14 protein-coding genes are annotated in these 19,484 nt (G+C 34.2%); 12 read left to right on the top strand and 2 right to left on the bottom strand.

The genetic code is table 11. The annotated features are described in order from the left end of the window. Positions 1-29: 29 nt before the first annotated feature. The 10 genes from A5880_RS05455 to A5880_RS05410 all read left to right on the top strand — a co-directional run bounded on the left by A5880_RS05455 (position 30) and on the right by A5880_RS05410 (position 15,050). Complete coding sequence (locus A5880_RS05455) at positions 30-1,106, top strand: WxLIP family cell surface protein (protein ID WP_086331215.1); 1,077 nt, start codon at positions 30-32, stop codon at positions 1,104-1,106. A 24-nt stretch (positions 1,107-1,130) separates the two neighbouring features. Beyond that, positions 1,131-1,796, top strand: coding sequence for a hypothetical protein (locus tag A5880_RS05450; RefSeq protein WP_086331216.1), 666 nt, complete (start codon positions 1,131-1,133; stop codon positions 1,794-1,796). Positions 1,797-1,813: 17 nt separating this feature from the next. Beyond that, positions 1,814-2,563, top strand: a complete 750-nt coding sequence (lepB, locus tag A5880_RS05445; RefSeq protein WP_086331217.1) for a signal peptidase I — start codon at positions 1,814-1,816, stop codon at positions 2,561-2,563. 37 nt (positions 2,564-2,600) lie between these two features. Then, positions 2,601-3,275 carry a signal peptidase I gene (gene lepB, locus A5880_RS05440; protein WP_179190462.1) on the top strand — a complete coding sequence of 225 codons (675 nt, stop codon included), beginning with the start codon at positions 2,601-2,603 and terminating at the stop codon, positions 3,273-3,275. A gap of 39 nt (positions 3,276-3,314) precedes the next feature. Next, positions 3,315-5,909 (top strand): YfhO family protein, encoded by a 2,595-nt coding sequence (locus A5880_RS05435; protein WP_086331219.1) that lies wholly within the window; start codon positions 3,315-3,317, stop codon positions 5,907-5,909. Further along, entirely contained in the window at positions 5,906-6,895 is a 990-nt protein-coding gene (locus A5880_RS05430) for a DUF5067 domain-containing protein (RefSeq protein WP_086331220.1), read from the top strand. Before A5880_RS05435 ends, A5880_RS05430 begins: the two co-directional genes overlap by 4 nt. Positions 6,896-6,922: 27 nt before the next feature. Continuing rightward, a complete protein-coding gene (locus A5880_RS05425) occupies positions 6,923-7,687 on the top strand; it encodes a hypothetical protein (protein ID WP_086331221.1) in 765 nt (254 codons plus the stop codon). Positions 7,688-7,816: 129 nt separating this feature from the next. After that, on the top strand, positions 7,817-10,693 hold the full coding sequence (locus tag A5880_RS05420; RefSeq protein ID WP_086331222.1) for an alkaline phosphatase family protein: 2,877 nt from the start codon (positions 7,817-7,819) through the stop codon (positions 10,691-10,693). A gap of 496 nt (positions 10,694-11,189) precedes the next feature. Beyond that, positions 11,190-12,440 (top strand): MFS transporter, encoded by a 1,251-nt coding sequence (locus tag A5880_RS05415; RefSeq protein WP_086331223.1) that lies wholly within the window; start codon positions 11,190-11,192, stop codon positions 12,438-12,440. A gap of 324 nt (positions 12,441-12,764) precedes the next feature. Further along, complete coding sequence (locus A5880_RS05410; RefSeq protein WP_086331224.1) at positions 12,765-15,050, top strand: glycosyl hydrolase family 18 protein; 2,286 nt, start codon at positions 12,765-12,767, stop codon at positions 15,048-15,050. Positions 15,051-15,100: 50 nt separating this feature from the next. On the opposite strand, the gene A5880_RS05405 is transcribed toward A5880_RS05410, so the two are convergent. Then, complete coding sequence (locus A5880_RS05405) at positions 15,101-15,703, bottom strand: hypothetical protein (RefSeq protein ID WP_086331225.1); 603 nt, start codon at positions 15,701-15,703, stop codon at positions 15,101-15,103. Positions 15,704-15,750: 47 nt separating this feature from the next. Next, complete coding sequence (locus tag A5880_RS05400; protein ID WP_086331226.1) at positions 15,751-16,539, bottom strand: MurR/RpiR family transcriptional regulator; 789 nt, start codon at positions 16,537-16,539, stop codon at positions 15,751-15,753. 161 nt (positions 16,540-16,700) lie between these two features. On the opposite strand from A5880_RS05400, the gene A5880_RS05395 reads away from it, so the two are divergent. Together A5880_RS05395 and A5880_RS05390 are read left to right on the top strand one after the other, a co-directional pair. After that, positions 16,701-18,149 (top strand): glycoside hydrolase family 1 protein, encoded by a 1,449-nt coding sequence (locus A5880_RS05395; protein WP_086331227.1) that lies wholly within the window; start codon positions 16,701-16,703, stop codon positions 18,147-18,149. 321 nt (positions 18,150-18,470) lie between these two features. Beyond that, complete coding sequence (locus A5880_RS05390) at positions 18,471-19,484, top strand: lipoate--protein ligase (protein ID WP_086331228.1); 1,014 nt, start codon at positions 18,471-18,473, stop codon at positions 19,482-19,484.

The following is a 19,484-nucleotide window of genomic DNA, read 5'->3' as shown; positions in this document are numbered from 1 at the left end:
GTTTTATGATTGATAGAAAGGGTAGGACCATGAAAAAAAGAATAATTGCACCAATCATTTTAGTATTATACATAGCTTGTTTTGTATGCTCATCAATTAGTGCACAAGCTGATAGTAAAACGGAACAAGCAAAAGCTTCAGCAATGAAATCCTTCACTTATAATGTTATTCATCCTGAAAACCAAAGAAATAAGGTTGGATATTTTGATTTACGAATGACACCAGGTCAAAAGCAAACCGTAAAAATAGAGCTAACTAATCCGTCAGATAAAGAAATTAGTGTAGCTATTTCTTTAAATAGTGTGAAAACAAATGGTAATGGCGTTTTAGAATACGGACCGACGTCGATTGAAAATGATAAATCATTGAAATATGATTTCGTAAATATAGTCAAAGCTGCTGAAAAAGTAGATATACCAGCTGGAGAAACAGTTCCTTTAGAGTTGGCAATAGATATGCCAGAGGCTAGTTTCGAAGGTGTTATTTCTGGTGGGATTGAAATGAAGCAATTACCGGATAAATCAGAAGAAAAAAAAGAGCAGACAGGTATCATTAATGAATATGCATTCTTAGTAGGTATGCTTTTGAGTGAAACAGATCAGCCGGTTGAACCAGACTTGGTGATGAATCGTGTTTATGCAGAGCTGGAAAATTATCGTAATGCAATTTTTGTTAGTATGTCTAATATTAAGCCAGAATATTTGAATGATGTGACTACTGATGTTCAGATCATGAAAAAAGGATCAGATGAAGTACTTTATGATAAAAAGAAAGCGAGCATGCGTATTGGACCGAACAATATGATTGATTTTCCAGTATCGATGAACGGAGATAAAATGATTCCTGGAGATTATACAGCCCATGTATTAGTCGTTTCAGGTGAAAAGCGTTGGGAATGGACGGAAGATTTTAAGATTACAGATGAAGAAGCAGATAAATTCAATTCTCAAGATGTTTCCTTACTTCAGGAGCGTGGGATTGATTGGAAACTAATTGGAATGATTGTTGGTGGAGTTATAGTTGTTATAATTATAATTTTCTTCATTGTTCGTGGTGTAAATAAAAAGAAAAAACAGAGTAAAAAAAGAAAACCAAAAAAAAAATAGATTCGGACTAGGAGGATAGATATCATGAATGTACTGGATCTAACATTTATTGGTTTACTGTCTGGCGCCATCCTCTTTCTCTTTTTTAGCATTATTTGCTTACTATTGATGATTAGAACGGCACGAAAAAGAACTGTTTTAAAAAAAAGTCGGCCAAAAAATAAGCGAAAACAAAAACTCTGGAAGAGAAAACTAAATAAACTACAAAAGCAGAGAAAGTCATTGCTACGTAATGCTATTTTGTTATTTCTGCTTATGCTGGTAACTGGCAGTGGTGCAGTTTATTCCCAATACTATCAAATGACAAACTTAAGTGCTGTAGACTCAGAGGCACTGGTAAAAAGTTACTATTTATTAGGAGAAACAAAAAAACAATTGGACAGTGTAAAAAATGGTGCAAGTCCAGAAAAAATTGCCAACAATTTAAGAGATATAACGAAACAGTTGGTTAGTGCAGTCAATCATTCGCCGAATGAGCGTTTGACAGAAGAAGGGCAACGGCTGTTGAAACGTTACTACACTGGTGCAACAGATGTTGCTTCAAATATTCATACACAAAGTAGCATGATTGTTCAAAATTCTTCAGTAGTAGAGGAATACGTAGCAGATCTTGATAAAGTTTTAGCTAACCAACAATCTGTATTTAAACACTTTAAAGTAAATGAATCAGCATTGAAAGAGAAAAAGTAAAGCTAGGAGTGCCGAACATGAAAAAAGTGCCTCCCAAAAAAAAACGGACTTATGAACAAGACAAAAAAAGAAAAAATAAGCCAAAAAGACTGACTAGAAAGAAAGTCAAGAATGTAAAAATAGCGAAGAACGAAAAAAAACGAATAAATAAGTCTACTAAGCAAAAGGAAAAATCTGTCAAAGATAGCAAAAGAGTAAAGCAAAAGAAGCACTCAAAGAAAAAAAGAAAGACTTCATTTCTTAAGCAAGTGATGATCGAGTTACTTGTTACATTTGGAATTGCAGTGGTCTTACTAACCCTAGTTAGTCATTTTACGATAGCTTTACCTTCAATTGAAGGATATTCTATGACGCCCACAATAGACAATGGGGAGCGTGTTTTAGTTAATAAATTGGGAAAAATAAAAAGATTTAGCTTAGTTTATTTCCGTATTCCAGGGAAGAAAGAACTGGCTGTTCGACGAGTAATCGGTTTACCTAAAGAAGAAGTGAAATATAAAAATGATCAACTGTTAGTTAATTCTGAAGAAATACCAGAGCGCTTTTTGACTGAACAAAAAAACGATGCCAAACAACAGTCATTTCTTTTTACAACGGATTTTTCTGTTGCACAAAAGACAAATCAACAGACGATTCCTAGTGATGGTTATTTAGTGTTGGGAGACAATCGTTTATATGCAACAGATAGTCGTCAGTTTGGCTTGATTAATAGAAAAGACATTGTTGGAGTGGTGGAAGCTAGAATCTTTCCGCTAACTCGTTTCTAATGAAAAAACGATATGTATGGGAATGAAGAGGATCAAAATGCTTACTAACAATCAACGAAAATTTCGTAAAAAGATGAAAAGCAAACATAGTCACGGCGTTCCGTTAAAAAAGGAACGTCGTCGTTCAGTAAAAAAAGTAAAGAAAAAAACATACATACGTGGTATTCATAATTATTTTTTAAATGGTTTGTACGTTTTTTTTGTCATAGCAGCCCTCTTTTTTTTGATCGCTTTTAAATCGCATCAAGTAGATGGGCATTCGATGGATCCAGCACTTGCTGATAAAGATCGAATAATTATTAAAAAAAAATCTTTACCTGCGCGTTACGATTTGGTTACCTTTGAGCCTAAGAATAAGCCAAATGCATCATATGTTAAACGTGTTATTGGCATGCCTGGAGATACTTTATGGATTGAAGGAAACTCTCTGTATATCAATCAGCAAATCGAAAGTAAAAAAACAGAGAAGATAAAAGATAAAATGCCAGCACATGATTTACCGGACAGCACAATCAAAATAACGGTATCAAAAGAAGTTTATGATCAAGCAAAAGGATTAAAAAAAATTCCTGAAAAAAAATATTTCGTTTTAGGAGATAATCGTAAACATTCTTCTGATAGTCGGTCATTTGGTTTTGTTACACAAGAGCAACTTGAAGGTGTCGTTACTTTTCGATATTTTCCATTGAACAAAATAGGAAGTATTCATTAAATTGATAGATAAAGAAATATATATCATAGAAGGTGGAGTATGAAAAAAAAGATAATAACGTTTTTTAAAATAAATGGCCTTTCATTTAGCCTCAGTATAGTAGTGCCTATGCTGATAATGGTTTTTGTTTACTATTCTATAGGAATATATCCTGGTAGTGATAGAACAGTCTTAGCAAGTGATGCTTTTACGCAATATGCCAATTTTCATGCTAGTTTCAATAATGTGCTACATGGAAAACAAAATATTTTTTATACCTGGTATGGTTCTTTAGGTTTAAATTATTGGTCGTTTATGGCCTATTATCTAAACAGTATATTCACTTTTTTTGTGTATTTTTTTGATAATATAAGCATGCCTGATACGCTATATTTTCTAACTATTCTGAAATTTGGTGGGATAGGAGGAGCTTTTTGGATTTTCGCTTCTCGGACATTCACTATCTCTAAATGGCTTTGGACAGGACTAAGTGTAGCTTATGCATTGATGTCTTTTGCAACAGCGTATTCAGCAGTTATTATGTGGCTAGATGCTTTAATGTATTTACCGTTAATTATTTTAGGTATTCATTTAGTCATGGATAAAAGAAAACCAACAGTGTTGTTTATCAGTTATTTATTGCTGTTCGTATCTAATTTTTATATGGCTTTTATAGTTGGCGTTTTTTCATTTCTTTATTATGTTGTACGAATGCTTACTGACTGGGAACGGTATAAAAAATCAATCACAACATACTTGATTACATCATTCTTAGCAGGTGGTGCTTCAATGGTGACAATTTTACCGACGATTTTAGATTTAAGCAATAATGGAGAAAGTTTAAATAATTTATCTAGTTTTTTGACAGCTGATACAGGTACTTGGGATTTTATTTCAAAAAGTATGGTAGCAGTTTATGATACAAGCAAATATGAAAGTGCTCCGTTTATTTATATTGGCTTATTTCCAAGTATTTTCTGTATCTTTTTCTTTATAAGTAAGAAATTTCCTCTAAAAAATAAAATACTCTATGGGTGCTTGGGAGCATTATTGATTGCCAGTGTCTACATTGAGCCTTTAAACCTATTCTGGCATGGTTTTCATAGCCCAAATATGTTTCTGTTTCGTTTTAGTTTTCTGTGTTCATTTTTAATTATTTTATTAGCTGGTTTTGCTTTAGAAAAAGTAACTAAAGAAGATTTTGATCAAATATTTAATATTATTATAGGTCTGTTACTTATTTTTATAGCATTGATTTTGTTTGCGAATAAACGAAAATATGATTATATCACTACGGAATCTTCTCTAGTAACCATTGTGTTTCTTATTTTATATTTAGTTTCATTATTTAGCTATTTTAGAATAACGAGAGTAAAAAAGTGGATACCGCTATTGCTTATGCTCTTACTTTTTGTTGAAGCGGGAATTAATACTAAAGGTATGATAGATGGTATCAGTCGTGACTGGGGATATCCTGATCGCAAGTTTTATGCAGAACATTATCCTAATATAAAAGAATTAGTTGATTATACTAAAGAAAAAAATCAAACCTTGTATAGGATGGAATCGCTAAATGGCATGACAAGAGATGATAGTTTTAACTACGGTTATAGTGGAATTACAATGTTTTCTTCTATTCGTAATCGTCATTCATCGTCTTATTTGAATAATTTGGGTTTTCGCTCTAATCATAGCAACTTAACAATCAATTATGAAAATAATACCTTGATCATGGATGCGATTACAGGTATACGCTATAATCTGGCCAAAGATGATCCTAAAAAATTTGGGTTTAAAATAATAAAAAAAAGTGGCGACTATTCTTTATATGAAAACGCATATGCATTACCTTTAGGCGTTCTAACGGATAAGGGAATTTATGCCAAAGATGCTGTAGAAAATCAAACATCATTGATCAATTATTTAGCTGGAAAAGAGACAGAACTCTTTTCATTTGTAGAAGCAAAGCAAATAAAAGCAGACAATGTCATCATTGAATCAGATGGAGAAAAAGTAGCTTATTCAGAACAAAATCCAGGGAAAAAAATGAATGTAACTTTTTCAGTAGAAGTTCCAGCAAAGAAACAAGCCTACTTGAGTATGTATCCAGTCCAATATACAGGAATGCGGGATGCGAGTGCGACTGTGACAGTTAATGGCGTTTCTCATGAAAGTAACATTTGGGAAAAAGGTCAATATTATAATTTAGGATACTATCCAGAAGCAAAAACAATCAATGTAACTGTAGCTTTTAGTGGTGAACCAACAATTCGAATCTTTACGCCAGATGTAGCCTTATTAGACACACAACGCTTTGAGCAAACGATAAAAGAGGTGCAAGAAAAAGGGATAGACTTTCAGACAAGTGGACGCAAAGCGTGGACTTCAGTTGAGTTGGATCAAGCAGGTGTCGTATTGACCACAATTCCTTATGATAAAGGGTGGAAAGCCTACATCGATGGGAAAGAAGTAGAGATACCGACATTTAAGGAGGCATTCTTAGCTGTACCAGTACCATCTGGAAAACATAAATTAGAATTGATATTTTTACCTCAAGGCTTTAAAACGGGAGTAAGTTTATTTATCGGTTGTAACCTATTGTTTGGATTATTCTTAGTTACTGAAAGAAGAAAGAGAAAGGGAGAGAGAAAATGAGCTTAGCAAAAAAGAATAGTAATAAATCGCTTTTTCTTCTAGTAATCGTATTGATGTTTCTTGCTGGTTGTACGCAAAAGTTGTCAGATAAAAAAGAAAAATTCAATGGAAATGGAATTTCCTACGAAATGAAATTACCAAGTAGTTGGGAAGTTCAAAAAGATCACAAGGAAAAATATAATGAAGCAGCATCATTTGGTGCAAAAGATAAAAAGAGTAATTCTGACATGTTTGTCCTTATCAATAAAAAGGTTGGTATGGATTTGAAGGGGTTTGGAGATAAGACAAGAACCGAATTGAGTGAAGCCTATGGGTATAAGGATGAAAAAGAACTATATATGAATACCTTTGAACTAAATAAATTTCCAGTTTATAAATATACAGTTTATTCAACATTTAAAGAAAAAAAGGTTTGGGGACATTTGTATTATGTTGAAACAGAGCATAGTTTAGTTCAATTAATTTTTTACTCGGCAGATGATAGTAATTATGAAAAAAGAGCTGAGATTATTGATGAATCTGTCAGAAGTCTAGTCGAAACCTCTTATAAAGAAGTTTCTGATGAACCTGTTAAAGACAAGGCTAGTGAAGAAACGGTTGAAATTAAAAATGATCAATTGACTTTTTCTATCAAGGGATTTCAAGTTCTAGATATAAAAAATAATGATAAAATCGTCTCAGTTCGATTTGATATGATGAATAATTCAGAAGAAGCAATTTCAGCTGAACGCTGGTTGCAGTTGATTAAAATGAAACAAAATGAAGAAGAATTAAAGAGTACGGATTTACCAGAAGCAAAAAAAGGAACAGTGATGGAAACTCAGTTCTTGAAACTAAAAGAAATGGTCAAACCAGGAGAATCAATAGAAACGATAGTATTTTATGAGTTGTTAGACGAAGAACCAGTTATTCTATCGTTTGATCAAGAAGCGTTTAATGATCAAGAAGATATGGTTTTAGATATTCCTGAGTACTATGCTAAATAAATGACAGAATATGAAAGGAACATATTGATGGGCAAAAAGAGTCTACTTTTGACAACAGTATTAGTTGTATTATTATTGAGCGGTTGTTCAAGTCAAAAAGAAGAGCGAATGTTGTCGGGTGTGGAGCAAACATTTGTTTATGAAAAAACGAGAGAAAAACCTTTTGGTGAGTTGGAGTACATGAATATTTCTGAAAAAGAAGCATTGGAGTTAATGAAAGATAAATTTGATGTTGCTGTTCCTGATGTATTTGATACTTATAAAAAACTAGGTTCTGAACAAATGGAATCAGAAAAAATGCCATTGGTATCAACGAACTATTCTGTGTATTCTCAAGGAGATGAACTCTATTTTTATGGTGAAAAAGCATATGGTGAAAAGGCAGATCCTCTATTGTATGACACGATTGAATTTAAATACAATTTTGATAGAGTGAAAAAAAAGGTTGTACTAACAAATATGTGGATATCTATTTATAACTTACCTATGGAAGATGGGGGGTATCGTGGGAAAAACTTACAGCAAACCTTAGAATTACTTGGTTCGTATTTACAGATAGACGATGAAGAGAACTTTAGTAATTTTGAAAAAGTTGCTAATGTTCCAATGAAAAACAGAAAGAATAAAACCATTCCATTTTTCGATAATCGGCAGACGGCTGAACAAGAAAAAGGACTTCGACGTGCAGTATTAGTGAAGTATGGAGAAGATGGAAGTCTGGTAAAAATAATGGCTGGATTTCAAGATTTACAACTTGTAGCAGAGGAAGAAGAAACCTCTAAGAGTGAATAATTATCAGATATGAGACAAAGTCATGGAAGTTTTTCAAGAAAGACTTTGTCTCAAATTTTCTATAGAAAAGAGTTTTAGGAATAAACATACATAAGTGTAATTTTTATTGAGAGACAAGGAGTATGGGAAATGGAAAAAGGAAACAATAATCAATTCTATGCCATCAGTATAATAGGATTTATTTTATTTATTATTAGTAGTTTTTTTCAAGATGTTTATAATGCAATGGATACGAGGGCAGTTAGTATAGAATTATTTTTATTGGGTATTTGTGCCCCAATAGGATTAAACGTAGTTTTATTGGTTTGGGGTTATTTATATGCAGATCGTTTACCTGGAAAAAAGGAACGACGTATTGCAATCAGTCAAACATATCTAATTACGATTTCTATCACAGTAGGTCTTTTTTCAATGGGGATTTCAATGTATACACAGCAATTATTTCTTCAAATGTTAACCTTATTTTTAGCTCCTCAAAATAGTATATTAGTTGGAGTATTGGCTTGGATCTTTTTAGGGAGTACGATTATTGAAGAGTTCGATAAAGTGTCCACTAAAAAGCAAATATCTATACTGATTTTTCTAACATGTTTGATAAGTTTGATCCCAACTTTTCTAAGTATAGCTAGTTTTTTATCTAAAGAATACTTTTATGTAATCTTATTTTTCTGGCCTAGCTACCTTTTTTTGATTGGTAGAACGATCCAAAAAAATAAAAAAACTTTGGATGTGTTACCCAAAAAAAGTAAGCGATCTTTTCTAATTGGTTCGTTAGTTTTAGATATTGGAGGATTAGCAACGTTATTTTTTTTATTAAAATATCAAGGTTTTTTCTTGGGAAAAGTGAGTTATTTGACAAATCTAGCATTTAATCTATTTCCATTACTAGTTGCTATTGGTATGGTTGTTATGATAGTACCTATGAGTTTTTCGATTCGCTTCTCTTTAAAATCTATCTATATTAAATTATTTGGTATTTATTTAGTGACAAATCATTTTTTGTTGCGCGAGGTACTGATTTCCGATTTTCTTCTAACAGATGAAGGATTTACTAGCTTTTTTGAGGTAGTGATTCGTATTCTGGAAATTAGTATAGGATTGCTTTTAAGTGGATATCTTTTAGCGTTATTAGTAGATAGAACCATTCATGATAGTAAGGAAAAGAAACATTCGTTTAGTTCAGTTTTTTTAATTTCGCTTGTTACTATTTTGGTCATTAATTTTACGTTGAATATGTTTTCTTATTTGTTTGATTTTAAAGCATTGTTTGCGTGGCATCATTACTTTTTTTGGTTGATGTTCTTAAACTTGATTTTTTTAACATTGATTTACTTAGTGTTGTTATCCATTATTAATCGTTTGTGGTTGACTATCTTAGTTTTCTCAGTAACTTTTATTGCCTTAGGATTTGCCAATTATCAAAAGTTGATACTACGTGAAGAACCGTTGTTACCTCTGGATTTTTCTAATATCACTGCTCTGCCAGAGATTGTGCAAATGGTTGGCGTTCAAAAAATTATGTTTGTTTTACTAGGAATTATCGTAATTTTTTGTGTGACGCTTTTTATTCATAAGACGTTGTTTTCTAAAAAAGTATTTAAGTTACCTTTTAGAATTGGTTTAGCAGTCATTACAATATTTATTTTATCAAGTTTAACAAAGGCTTTAGGTGATTTTCGTTATGCTTCAGAGTGGACAATGAGTATGAAATTACTCAAGAATTTGGACTATGAACCTCATCCAGAAGGGCTAAAATATAGTTATAATCGAAATGGTCCAGTGTTAACATTTGCGAGTATGCTTAAAGTTGAAACGATGAAAAAACCACAGAATTATTCAAAAGATACATTATTAAAACTTCAAGAAAAGTATCAAAAAAGAGCAGTTGAATTGAATCAGAATCGTCAAAAAACAATCAAAGATCAAACAGTTGTTTATATTCTAAGTGAAAGTTTTGCTGATCCAAGGAATATCCCTACTGTTCAAATCGACAAAGAACCTATTCCCTACATTAAATCTATTATGGAAGAAACAACTTCAGGTCATTTATTTAGTATGGGCTACGGTGGAGGGACAGCAAATATTGAATTTGAAGCGTTAACTAGTTTGTCAATGGATCATTTTTCGCCAGCTTTGACCTCAGCTTACTTATTTTTATTTCCTAAGCACGATAATTTACCCAGTGTCACTAGACTATTTGATACAACGACGGCAATTCACCCTTATACAGCTTCAACTTATAAGCGGGATAGAGCTTTTGAATTTTTAGGATTTGATAATTTTTATTATGAGGGGAGTAAACGCCCGCTAAAATATCAAGAAAAGCTAGAGAATCACATTTATATTTCTGATGATTCTGCTTTTAAAGAAACGTTGGATCAAATTCGTTCGGTGGATGGTGGACAGTTCATTCAATTGACGACAATGCAAAACCATACTCCGTATGATGAAGAAATTTATGAGAATAAATTTAAAGCAAAAGGGTACCTTAATCATGAAAGTATAAAAAAAATAGAAACATACACTCAAGGAATTCATTATACGGATAAAGCGATGAAACAATTCATTAAAGAAATTGATCAAATGGACAAACCTGTTACCATCGTATTTTATGGAGATCATCTACCAGGAATATATAAAGGCGATGCAGTTGATGAAGATAAAAACCACAACTTGTTGCATCAAACAGACTATTTTATTTATAGCAATCAAGAATCAAAAAACGTTTCCAAAAAGTATGTAACTGCTAATATGTTTACTCCGATGTTATTAGATCAGCTTAATCAACAAGTCACTCCGTATTATGCATTAATGACAGATGTTTATCAGAATTTGCCTGGTATGGAGTTGCAGAAGGTTATGAATGATCAAGGTGAATATATACTAGAAAAAGAGTTAACAAAAGAACAAAAAGAACTCATCCACGAATATCGATTGATTCAATATGATATTACAGCTGGAGAAAAATATGTATACCAAGGCAATAATTTTTTTGACTATCCGTAGAGTATAAAGATAAAAGGAGTTTAGTTAAATATCAGAAACAACACTTACAATTGTAGTGCCGTTTAGGCTCTATACTTTTTGATGTTAGTGATTTTTCATCAATATACAGAAAGTACAGTGTCAGTTTTCTGATTATCTTCTCCTTTTTTGCATACTCTGAGAATCATTTGCTATAGAGATACGTTAATTTTACAGTAAAAAATCCTCCTAATCTTCAGCCATGGTTTGTTTCTCGACCAACAAACTAAAAGCAAATATATGTTTAAAATGCATCTATACATGGTAAGTATTTCTCCAGAATTGAGCGTTTTTCATTTATTAATTATTGAACCTAAATTCCTTCAATAAAAATCTCGAATCTCCTTTCATTCATACAAAAGTCCGAACAAAACCAAGACTTTTGTATGAGTAGAAATCTATTTTAAAATGGTAAACTTATAAAAAAGGAATAACGAATAATTATATTTGCGTAATGAAAAAGATTGGGGAAGAGAAAATGAAAAAAGGGAAAAGGAATATTTTATATTTAATACTGGGGCAAGCGATTTCTGTGCTGGGGGGCGGAATTTTACGTTTTGCCTTATCTTTGTTTGTGTTAGATCAGACTGGAAGGGCAGACATTTTTGCAACAGTTTTAGCGATTTCAAGTATTCCAGTATTATTTGCTCCAATCGGAGGAGCGATTGCAGACCGCTTTGATCGGCGAATGTTGATGGTTTTAATGGATGTAGCAAATGCCGTTTTGGCAGTAGTTTTATTTTTAGTACTTGGAATGAATCAGTCTATTTTTTTAATAGGAGGATTATTGTTTGTATTGTCGATTGTGGGTAGTTTTGATACACCAGTGGTAACGGCTAGCATTCCATTATTAGTAGAAGAAAGCCAGTTAGAAAAAGTGAATGGCTTAGTTAATGGTGTTTTATCTATGTCTAATGTTGTAGCGCCGATTATTGGTGGGATTTTATATAGTCTTCTGGGAGCCCGAATTCTTGTTGCTGGCAGTGTCATTTTATTTATTTTAGCTGCAGTAATAGAAGTTTTTCTACAGATACCTTTTGAAAAAAGAACCACGGAAAAAGGAATGCTTCAAACGTTAAGAACCGATTTATTCGAGGGATTTAAAGAAGTTCGCAGGAACCAAGTGATTTTAAAATCCATTTTGATTGCGGCATTAGTCAATTTTGTTTTAGCGTCATTTTTCATTGTAGGTACGCCGATAATTTTGAGAGTAGTTTTGCAGGTTAATGATTCTATGTATGGTTTAGGAATGTCCTTACTTAGCTTAGCAACCATTTTAGGCGCAGTATTTGCAGGTTACTTTACGAAAAAACTGCGATTGAATAATCTGTATTTAACCTTTACGATATCAGGTTTATTATTGTTTATGATGAATATTAGTTTGGCTTTTACAGGAATTCTTTTTGGAAATACGGTCGGTTTTATCTTATTTGCAAGCACGGGTATTCCGATTGGGGCATTGATGAGTATTATTTCTATTTATTTGATTTCTATGGTTCAACGAGTGACACCAAAAGAAAACTTAGGAAAAGTAATGGCGACGATTGTTGCTTGCGCGCAGTGTGCTGTTCCTTTTGGTCAAGTAATGATTGGCATGATTTTTCAACAAACAACCAAAAATGTTTTTCTACCAATGAACGTTATGGTGGGTCTTGTTTTGCTGATATCTGGATTATGTTACTATCTTTTCAGAAAAACAACAGAAGCAGATATTTACGCGTCGAAATAAGCAGGTTAGGGAAAAACAAAAGTGATTCAGTTTTAGGCAGGCCATTTTTTGGCTTGTCTTTTTTATTTACCATAAAGGGGACAACTTGGCTACCGATCGATGATAAAATCTTTTATATTTTTTATGTAATAAAAAAATATTTTTGGAAAAGTATATCGTTCGCTTTAGATAGAAAAATATTATATTATTATGAAGTGGAATGAAAAGAATAACAGGGAGGTGCAACTTCAAATAATGTGTGATTTTTTCTTGTTAATAGAGAAGATCTAAATTAGTATGTTAAACCAAACAACACGCACAAAAACTTAAAACGAGGTGGAAAATTTGAGAAAGCTGTTTAAAAAGAATGTAAACGTTTTATCTGTTTTAGTACTTGTTATTTCTAGTGTGGTTTTATCATTACCTGTATTATTATCTGGGAAGGCTGCCCAAGCAGTAGAAACGCCCCAATATCGGAATGTCATGTATTATGGTGATTGGTCCATCTGGGGCGGGGAAGAAAATTTCTATCCTAAAGATATTCCTGCCGATCAATTAACGCATTTAAATTATGCCTTTTTAGATTTTGATAGTAGCGGTAATTTGAAATTTACAGATAAAGACGCCGCTGTTGGTGCGCCTGTCGGACAAGACGGAGTTCAATGGAATAGCGCTAGTGCAGGAGTGTTGAATGCGATTCAAGATATTCGTGCGAAGAATCCCAATTTAAAAATTGGTATTTCAATTGGTGGCTGGTCTAAATCAGGAGACTTCTCTGATGTAGCAGCAGATCCAACTATTAGAGCTAATTTTGTTAGTAATATCGCTAAATTTATTAAATATACAAATATGGATTTTGTTGATTTAGATTGGGAGTATCCTGCCTCTGTTCGTGAACCAGACAAAGTGGATAATACGAATGACGAAGGAACACCACATGCAAAACCTGCAGATAAACAAAATTTTATCACGCTTTTACAAGAGATTCGCACAGCAATTGATAAACAAGGGAAAGACTTAGGCAAAACCTATGAGCTTTCAGTTGCCTTACCAGCTGCACAAAATACCTTAAAAAATGGAGTAGACGTTGGGGAATTATTTAAAGTAGTCGATTTTGCTAACGTGATGACGTACGATATGAATGGGGCTTGGACACCAAATAGTGCTCATCATAGCGCGCTATACGGCAATCCGGCAGACCCTAATTATGCAAGTGGTTTTTCTGTGGACCAAACAGTCAAATACTTGCAAGCAAATGGCGCACCAGCAAGCAAAATTGTGATTGGCGCAGCCTTTTATACACGTGGATGGAATAAAGTAGCTCAAGGAACGGATGCACAACATCCTGGATTATTCCAAGCGGCTGAGAAAAACAATAAAGATGCTGATTTAACACCAACGTATGGTGCCAATAATAAAAATCCATTAAAATCAGGAGATGGTGGACGTGCTGGCGGTGTTTGGCCATATCGTAATATCGCTGACCTTAAAGTGAAATCACCAGACTTAAAAGAATATTGGGATGACGTAGCGAAAGCACCTTATATGTACAATCAAAAAACAGGCGAGTTCTATACTTACGATAATCCTCGTTCAATTGGTTATAAAGCAGAATACGTAAAAAATAACCAATTAGGCGGCGTGATTTCTTGGATGCAATCTCAAGATAAAGCAACAGATACAACGAAACGAGATGAACTAACAAAAGCAATCAAAACAGGTTTGTTTGGTTCAGCAAGTTTGGCAGCCAATAAAACGGTTTATGCTGATTTAAATGTCAAAGCAACCATTGCACCATACAGTGAAAATGGAGCGGGCTATGAAATTACTGTTAAAAATAATGAAACGTCTAATGAAACTGGCGATGTTTTAAAAGCCGTAGAAGCTGCCTTTGAAACAGTGAAATTACCTAAACTATATATCCCAGTCAATGCAGCTGAAACGTTGACTGCTGGAGATTATAAAGCAGGAACAGTCACTGTAGAAAATGGCAATGTGGTTGTTGATTTGTCTTCTGTATACGACGCACAACAAATTCCACAAGGTTCAAGTTATACTTTCAGATTAAAATCAAGTGCAGCAGCCGTTGATGTAAACCGTATCAGCAGTATTTCTCTAACACAACGCATTGCCAAAAACGGTGCTGAACTTAGCAAACAAACAATTTATGGTGGGGGTGCAGTGAATCCAGACCCAAGTGATACCACTCCGCCGACAACACCAGGCAATTTAACAGCTGGAACAATTACTGAATCAGCAGTTACTTTAAACTGGTCTGCTTCAACGGATAATGTTAAATTAGCTGGATACAAAGTTTTCCGTGATGGTGCATTAGTTGGAACGGTGACGAATACAACATTTACTGATACTAATTTAAAAGCGAATACAGCATACAACTACACTGTAAAAGCGTACGATGCAGCTGGAAATCTTTCTACAGAAAGTAATGCTGTTGCTGTAAAGACAAAAGAAAGCACTACACCACCAGTAACGAATGCGTGGGATGCAGCAAAAGCTTATAATGGCGGCGATATTGTTACCTATCAAGGCAAAACCTATAAAGCGAAATGGTGGACTCAAGGAAATGTACCAGGAACAGAACAATGGGGACCTTGGGAATTAATTGGTTAAATAAAAAGAAGTTAGGTCTAACACTCTTGTTAGCCTAGCTTCTTTTTTTGTTACGCTGGCGGTGTATCCAGATAGTCGTGGATAAAATCTGCGTATTTTTCAACGATAAATCTTCCTTTATCCGTCAAAGCATAAATGCCTGGATCAATCATATTCACAAGATACTCAGGTGTAAATTCTTTTTTCACTAATTCGATCGCCTGTTCTTTGGTTTCACAGGCTTCTAGACCATTTTCCTCTAGTACCTCATTTAACTGGAATAACGACCAATGCTTCATAACAGAGACATCCGTTAAAGTATTCAGATAATCAGAAAAAAGTAGCTGATTTGTTGCTTCGATTGGATCAATACCTAACTCCATTTCAAAAAAATCTGGGAAATTTGCATTAACTGCTACCTTTTCATTAAGCCAATCAAGCAAAATAACTTCTCCAGGCAATAAACCGTCTTCGTTTCGGATCATCATTTCTTTAGCAACGATTTTTCCAGAACCATTGGCAATGGTAACCAACCATTCATCCACATTTCGATCGGCCGACATGGCTGGAAATTCGGGATAGGTTTCATAAATGGCGATGATTTTTGCCACTTCCTTATCCAAATCAATCTCTTTTTTTTCTTCTTTTTGTTTAAAAAAATCAAATAATCCCATACCTAACTCCTTTTATTTATGTTAATCAATTTATTTTATGTGTGTTACTAATACAAACTTGCGTAGCGTCGTACAAAGTAATCCATGAAAAAAGTCAGCGGATAATTACCAATCCGAACATAATTAGTAGTAGTGACGTTGATGGATAAATCGAACTGGTTCGTCAATGTATTTTGTGTATGTTGGGTCAGTAGCACTGACTTTGCTGGGCTATCACTGATTTTTCTCATTAGCTCAGCACTTCGATTCAGTAGTGATCCATAAGAGGAAATCACAATAACGATCGATTTGGCCGTCAGTTGTTCGACGAATGCGTGCTGCGTTTCTTCGGTTTCCCCGACAAAAATCAATTTATGGCTTAATAAAAAAGATGTTTGTAAATCTTTTGCTAGTTCCAAGTTTGAACTATAGCCAATAATAAGGACATCTTCAGCTTGGTGGATATCAGCCAATAGTTGATCTACTTGGGCAATATCGATCGTCTGTAAAACATCATGGATAGCCGTGATGATCTCAGCGCCATAAGAATCAAGATACTGCTTTGGATCATTTTTTAAATCGATCAACTCTTGTTCTTTCATTCTTAAACCCCTATGATTTTTCATGCTTCCGAGAGAAACTAATGAGTCCCTTAAAGAAGTAAATGACGAAAGACCAAAATGTCGGCAAAAACGTGTCAGTGTTGCAGGCGAGACAAAACAGCGCTCGGCAATTTCAGTAATGGTCAATGAACGAATCTCGTTTAAATGGGTGAAGAGATAGATAATGATGCGAGAATAGGTGGCATCTCGTTTATTTGTGTTTAAATAATGAAGAAAATCGAACAGATCCAGCATCCCAAAACTCCTTTACTAGCTTTCATTTTCATAAAGGTGAAAATGAAGAGCAATAATGAAAATAATACACCAAACAAAAAAATCGTTTTCTCATAACTCATGCTAAGATATCTTTAGTAAGTTAATTATACACTAAATGAATGAGCGAGAGGATGGAAAATATGAGCGGATTTCCACAAAACTTTTTATGGGGCGGTGCAACAGCTGCCAATCAATTTGAAGGGGCATTTTTAGAAGATGGTAAAGGCTGGTCGACAGCTGATACTGCTCGTTATATCAAAGAAAATGGTGTAAGTATGGCAGAGTTGTTAAAACCAACGACAAAAGCAGATGTCGAATTTGCGATGAATGACAAAGAAGGAATTTATCCTAAACGCCATGGGATTGATTTTTATCATCGGTACAAAGAAGATATTGCCTTATTTGCGGAAATGGGTTTTAAGACATTTCGTTTATCGATTTCTTGGCCGCGTATTTTTCCAAATGGAGACGAGTTAGAGCCAAATGAAGCTGGGTTGGCTTTTTATGATGCTGTTTTCGATGAGTGTTTAAAATATAATATTGAACCTTTAGTAACGATTTCTCATTATGAATTTCCGTTAGGACTTGCCTTTAAACAAAATGGCTGGGAAAGTCGTAAGACGATTGAGGCTTTTGAACGGTATGCTCGAGTTCTTTTCAATCGTTATAAAGACAAGGTGAAATACTGGTTGACGTTTAATGAAATCAATATCATTGGAATGACTGGGTATTTAAGTGGAGGGATTTTAGCAGATGGACAGAAGAATATGCTGCAAACACAATATCAAGCAGCCCATCATCAATTTATTGCAAGTGCCTTAGCGGTCAAAGCCTGTCACGAAATCATTCCAGAGGCGAAAATTGGCTGTATGCTCGCTCGAATGGAAGCTTATCCAGAAACCTGTAATCCACTGGACGTAATGGAAAGTGTAAACAGCGACCACACGAATTTATTCTACTCAGACGTTCAAATTCGCGGCTATTACCCAAGTTACATGAATAAGTTCTTCCGTGAACACAATATTACGATTCAAAAAGAAGCCGGTGATGAGCAACTCTTGCGTGAAGGAACAGTTGATTTTATGTCCTTCAGTTATTACATGAGCAGTATTGCTTCACATGAGAAAGATGGCGATACTACTGGAGGAAACTTACTAGGTTCTAAGAAAAATCCTTATTTAAAAGCAAGTGATTGGGGCTGGCAAATCGATCCAGTCGGTTTACGAGTGACTTTGCATAAACTATATGATCGCTATCAAGTACCATTGTTTATTGTGGAAAATGGGCTAGGTGCTAAAGATGTAGTAGAGGCAGACGGCAGTATTCATGATAGTTACCGTATTGATTACATGCGAAGCCATATCGAACAAATGGAACAAGCAATCGATGAAGGTGTTGATTTGATGGGCTATACACCGTGGGGCTGCATCGATTTAGTCAGTGCAAGTACGAGTGAAATGTCAAAACGTTATGGATTTATCTATGTTGATCTGGATGATGAAGGATATGGAACATTGGCGCGCTCACGAAAAGACTCTTTTTATTGGTATAAAAAAGTAATTGAAACTAATGGAGTGGATTTAGCTTAATCAAAAGTGGACAAGATGAAATAAACCACTTATTTTCGTGTTCAAGAGATGACTCTTTGAGTGATGTCTTGAACACTTTTTTGTGTTCCTAGAGCGTTTATTAAGAGTATCTGTGTACTAAAAACTGTCTTTATAGAAAAAAACTGTTATATAAAAATAGAAAATATTCGAATTTATAAGGCTTTGTTGAGCAAATAAGTGTAATCTTAAAGTAGAGGATGATAGACTAAATCTGTTATTAAAGGGATCTCACTTTTTGCTAACGAATAGTGAAAGCACTTTTATAGAAAAAATGAGACTAAAATAGAAAAGAGGAAGACTATGTATTATGTTCTTATGCCCTCTCAGGATATTCGTCGGAACTTAGCGACTGAACAATACTTATTAAATCATCGTTCATTTGATGAACCTGTTGTGTTGTTTTACATTCAAAAGCCTTGCGTCATTGTTGGTAGAAACCAAAATGTTCGAGCAGAAGTTGATTTGAATTATGCTAGAGAACATCAAATTACGATTACGCGGCGATTATCCGGCGGTGGCGCAGTATATGATGATTTAGGTAACTTAAGTTTTAGTTTTGTGGTCAACACCGATCACGAATCCTTTGGTAATTTCAAATTATTCACTCAGCCGATCATTGATGCGTTGCATGAAATGGGTGCAGTGGGTGCTGAAGTGAGTGGGCGCAATGATTTAATGATCGATGGAAAAAAGTTTTCTGGAAATGCGATGTATACAAAAAATAAAAAAATGTACTCTCACGGAACGTTGATGTTGGATGTAAATTTAGATGAGGTTAGTCGGGTTCTGACTGTTTCTGAAAAAAAGTTAGCTTCTAAAGGCACAAAATCGGTTAGAAGTCGTGTAACCAATCTGAAACCCTATCTAGCAAAAGAATATCAAGCTATCTCTACAGAAGCTTTTCGTGATCGCTTACTCTTACATTTGTTTAAAGCCAATACGCTAGACGAGATTTCAGATAAAGAATATCGTTTAACAGAAGCGGACGAACAAGCCATTGACCAGTTGGTCGCTGATATTTACGGGAATGACGAGTGGATCTTTGGGGAAGAGCCTAAATACACCATCAAACGAGAAGAAAAGTTCAAAGGCGGCTTGCTGGAAGCCAATATTTCAGTAGAAAAAGGGCGAATGACCGCTATTACCATTTATGGGGATTACTTCAATCAAAAAGAAACACCAGAGATTGAAGCGTTATTAAAAGGATGCAGATATGAACGAAAAGATATTGAGCAGCTCTTGGAGGACATTACTATTGAAGAATACTTCAATAATGTGACCAAAGCTGAATTTGTTCAGTTACTCATTGACTAA

This window comes from Enterococcus sp. 4G2_DIV0659, assembly GCF_002140715.2.
In the GTDB taxonomy this organism is placed as follows: Bacteria; Bacillota; Bacilli; order Lactobacillales; family Enterococcaceae; genus Enterococcus_L; species Enterococcus_L mansonii.
Note: the sequence above shows the minus strand (reverse complement) of the source record. Positions and strands in the feature narration are given on the sequence as shown.

Coding starts and splice junctions, on each gene's coding strand:
- A5880_RS05430 (WP_086331220.1), top strand. CDS start 5,906: ATGAGCTTAGCAAAAAAGAATAGTAATAAATCGCTTTTTCTTCTAGTA.
- A5880_RS05405 (WP_086331225.1), bottom strand. CDS start 15,703: ATGGGATTATTTGATTTTTTTAAACAAAAAGAAGAAAAAAAAGAGATT.
- lepB (WP_179190462.1), top strand. CDS start 2,601: ATGCTTACTAACAATCAACGAAAATTTCGTAAAAAGATGAAAAGCAAA.
- A5880_RS05400 (WP_086331226.1), bottom strand. CDS start 16,539: ATGCTGGATCTGTTCGATTTTCTTCATTATTTAAACACAAATAAACGA.
- A5880_RS05435 (WP_086331219.1), top strand. CDS start 3,315: ATGAAAAAAAAGATAATAACGTTTTTTAAAATAAATGGCCTTTCATTT.
- A5880_RS05425 (WP_086331221.1), top strand. CDS start 6,923: ATGGGCAAAAAGAGTCTACTTTTGACAACAGTATTAGTTGTATTATTA.
- lepB (WP_086331217.1), top strand. CDS start 1,814: ATGAAAAAAGTGCCTCCCAAAAAAAAACGGACTTATGAACAAGACAAA.
- A5880_RS05395 (WP_086331227.1), top strand. CDS start 16,701: ATGAGCGGATTTCCACAAAACTTTTTATGGGGCGGTGCAACAGCTGCC.
- A5880_RS05450 (WP_086331216.1), top strand. CDS start 1,131: ATGAATGTACTGGATCTAACATTTATTGGTTTACTGTCTGGCGCCATC.
- A5880_RS05390 (WP_086331228.1), top strand. CDS start 18,471: ATGTATTATGTTCTTATGCCCTCTCAGGATATTCGTCGGAACTTAGCG.
- A5880_RS05415 (WP_086331223.1), top strand. CDS start 11,190: ATGAAAAAAGGGAAAAGGAATATTTTATATTTAATACTGGGGCAAGCG.
- A5880_RS05420 (WP_086331222.1), top strand. CDS start 7,817: ATGGAAAAAGGAAACAATAATCAATTCTATGCCATCAGTATAATAGGA.
- A5880_RS05455 (WP_086331215.1), top strand. CDS start 30: ATGAAAAAAAGAATAATTGCACCAATCATTTTAGTATTATACATAGCT.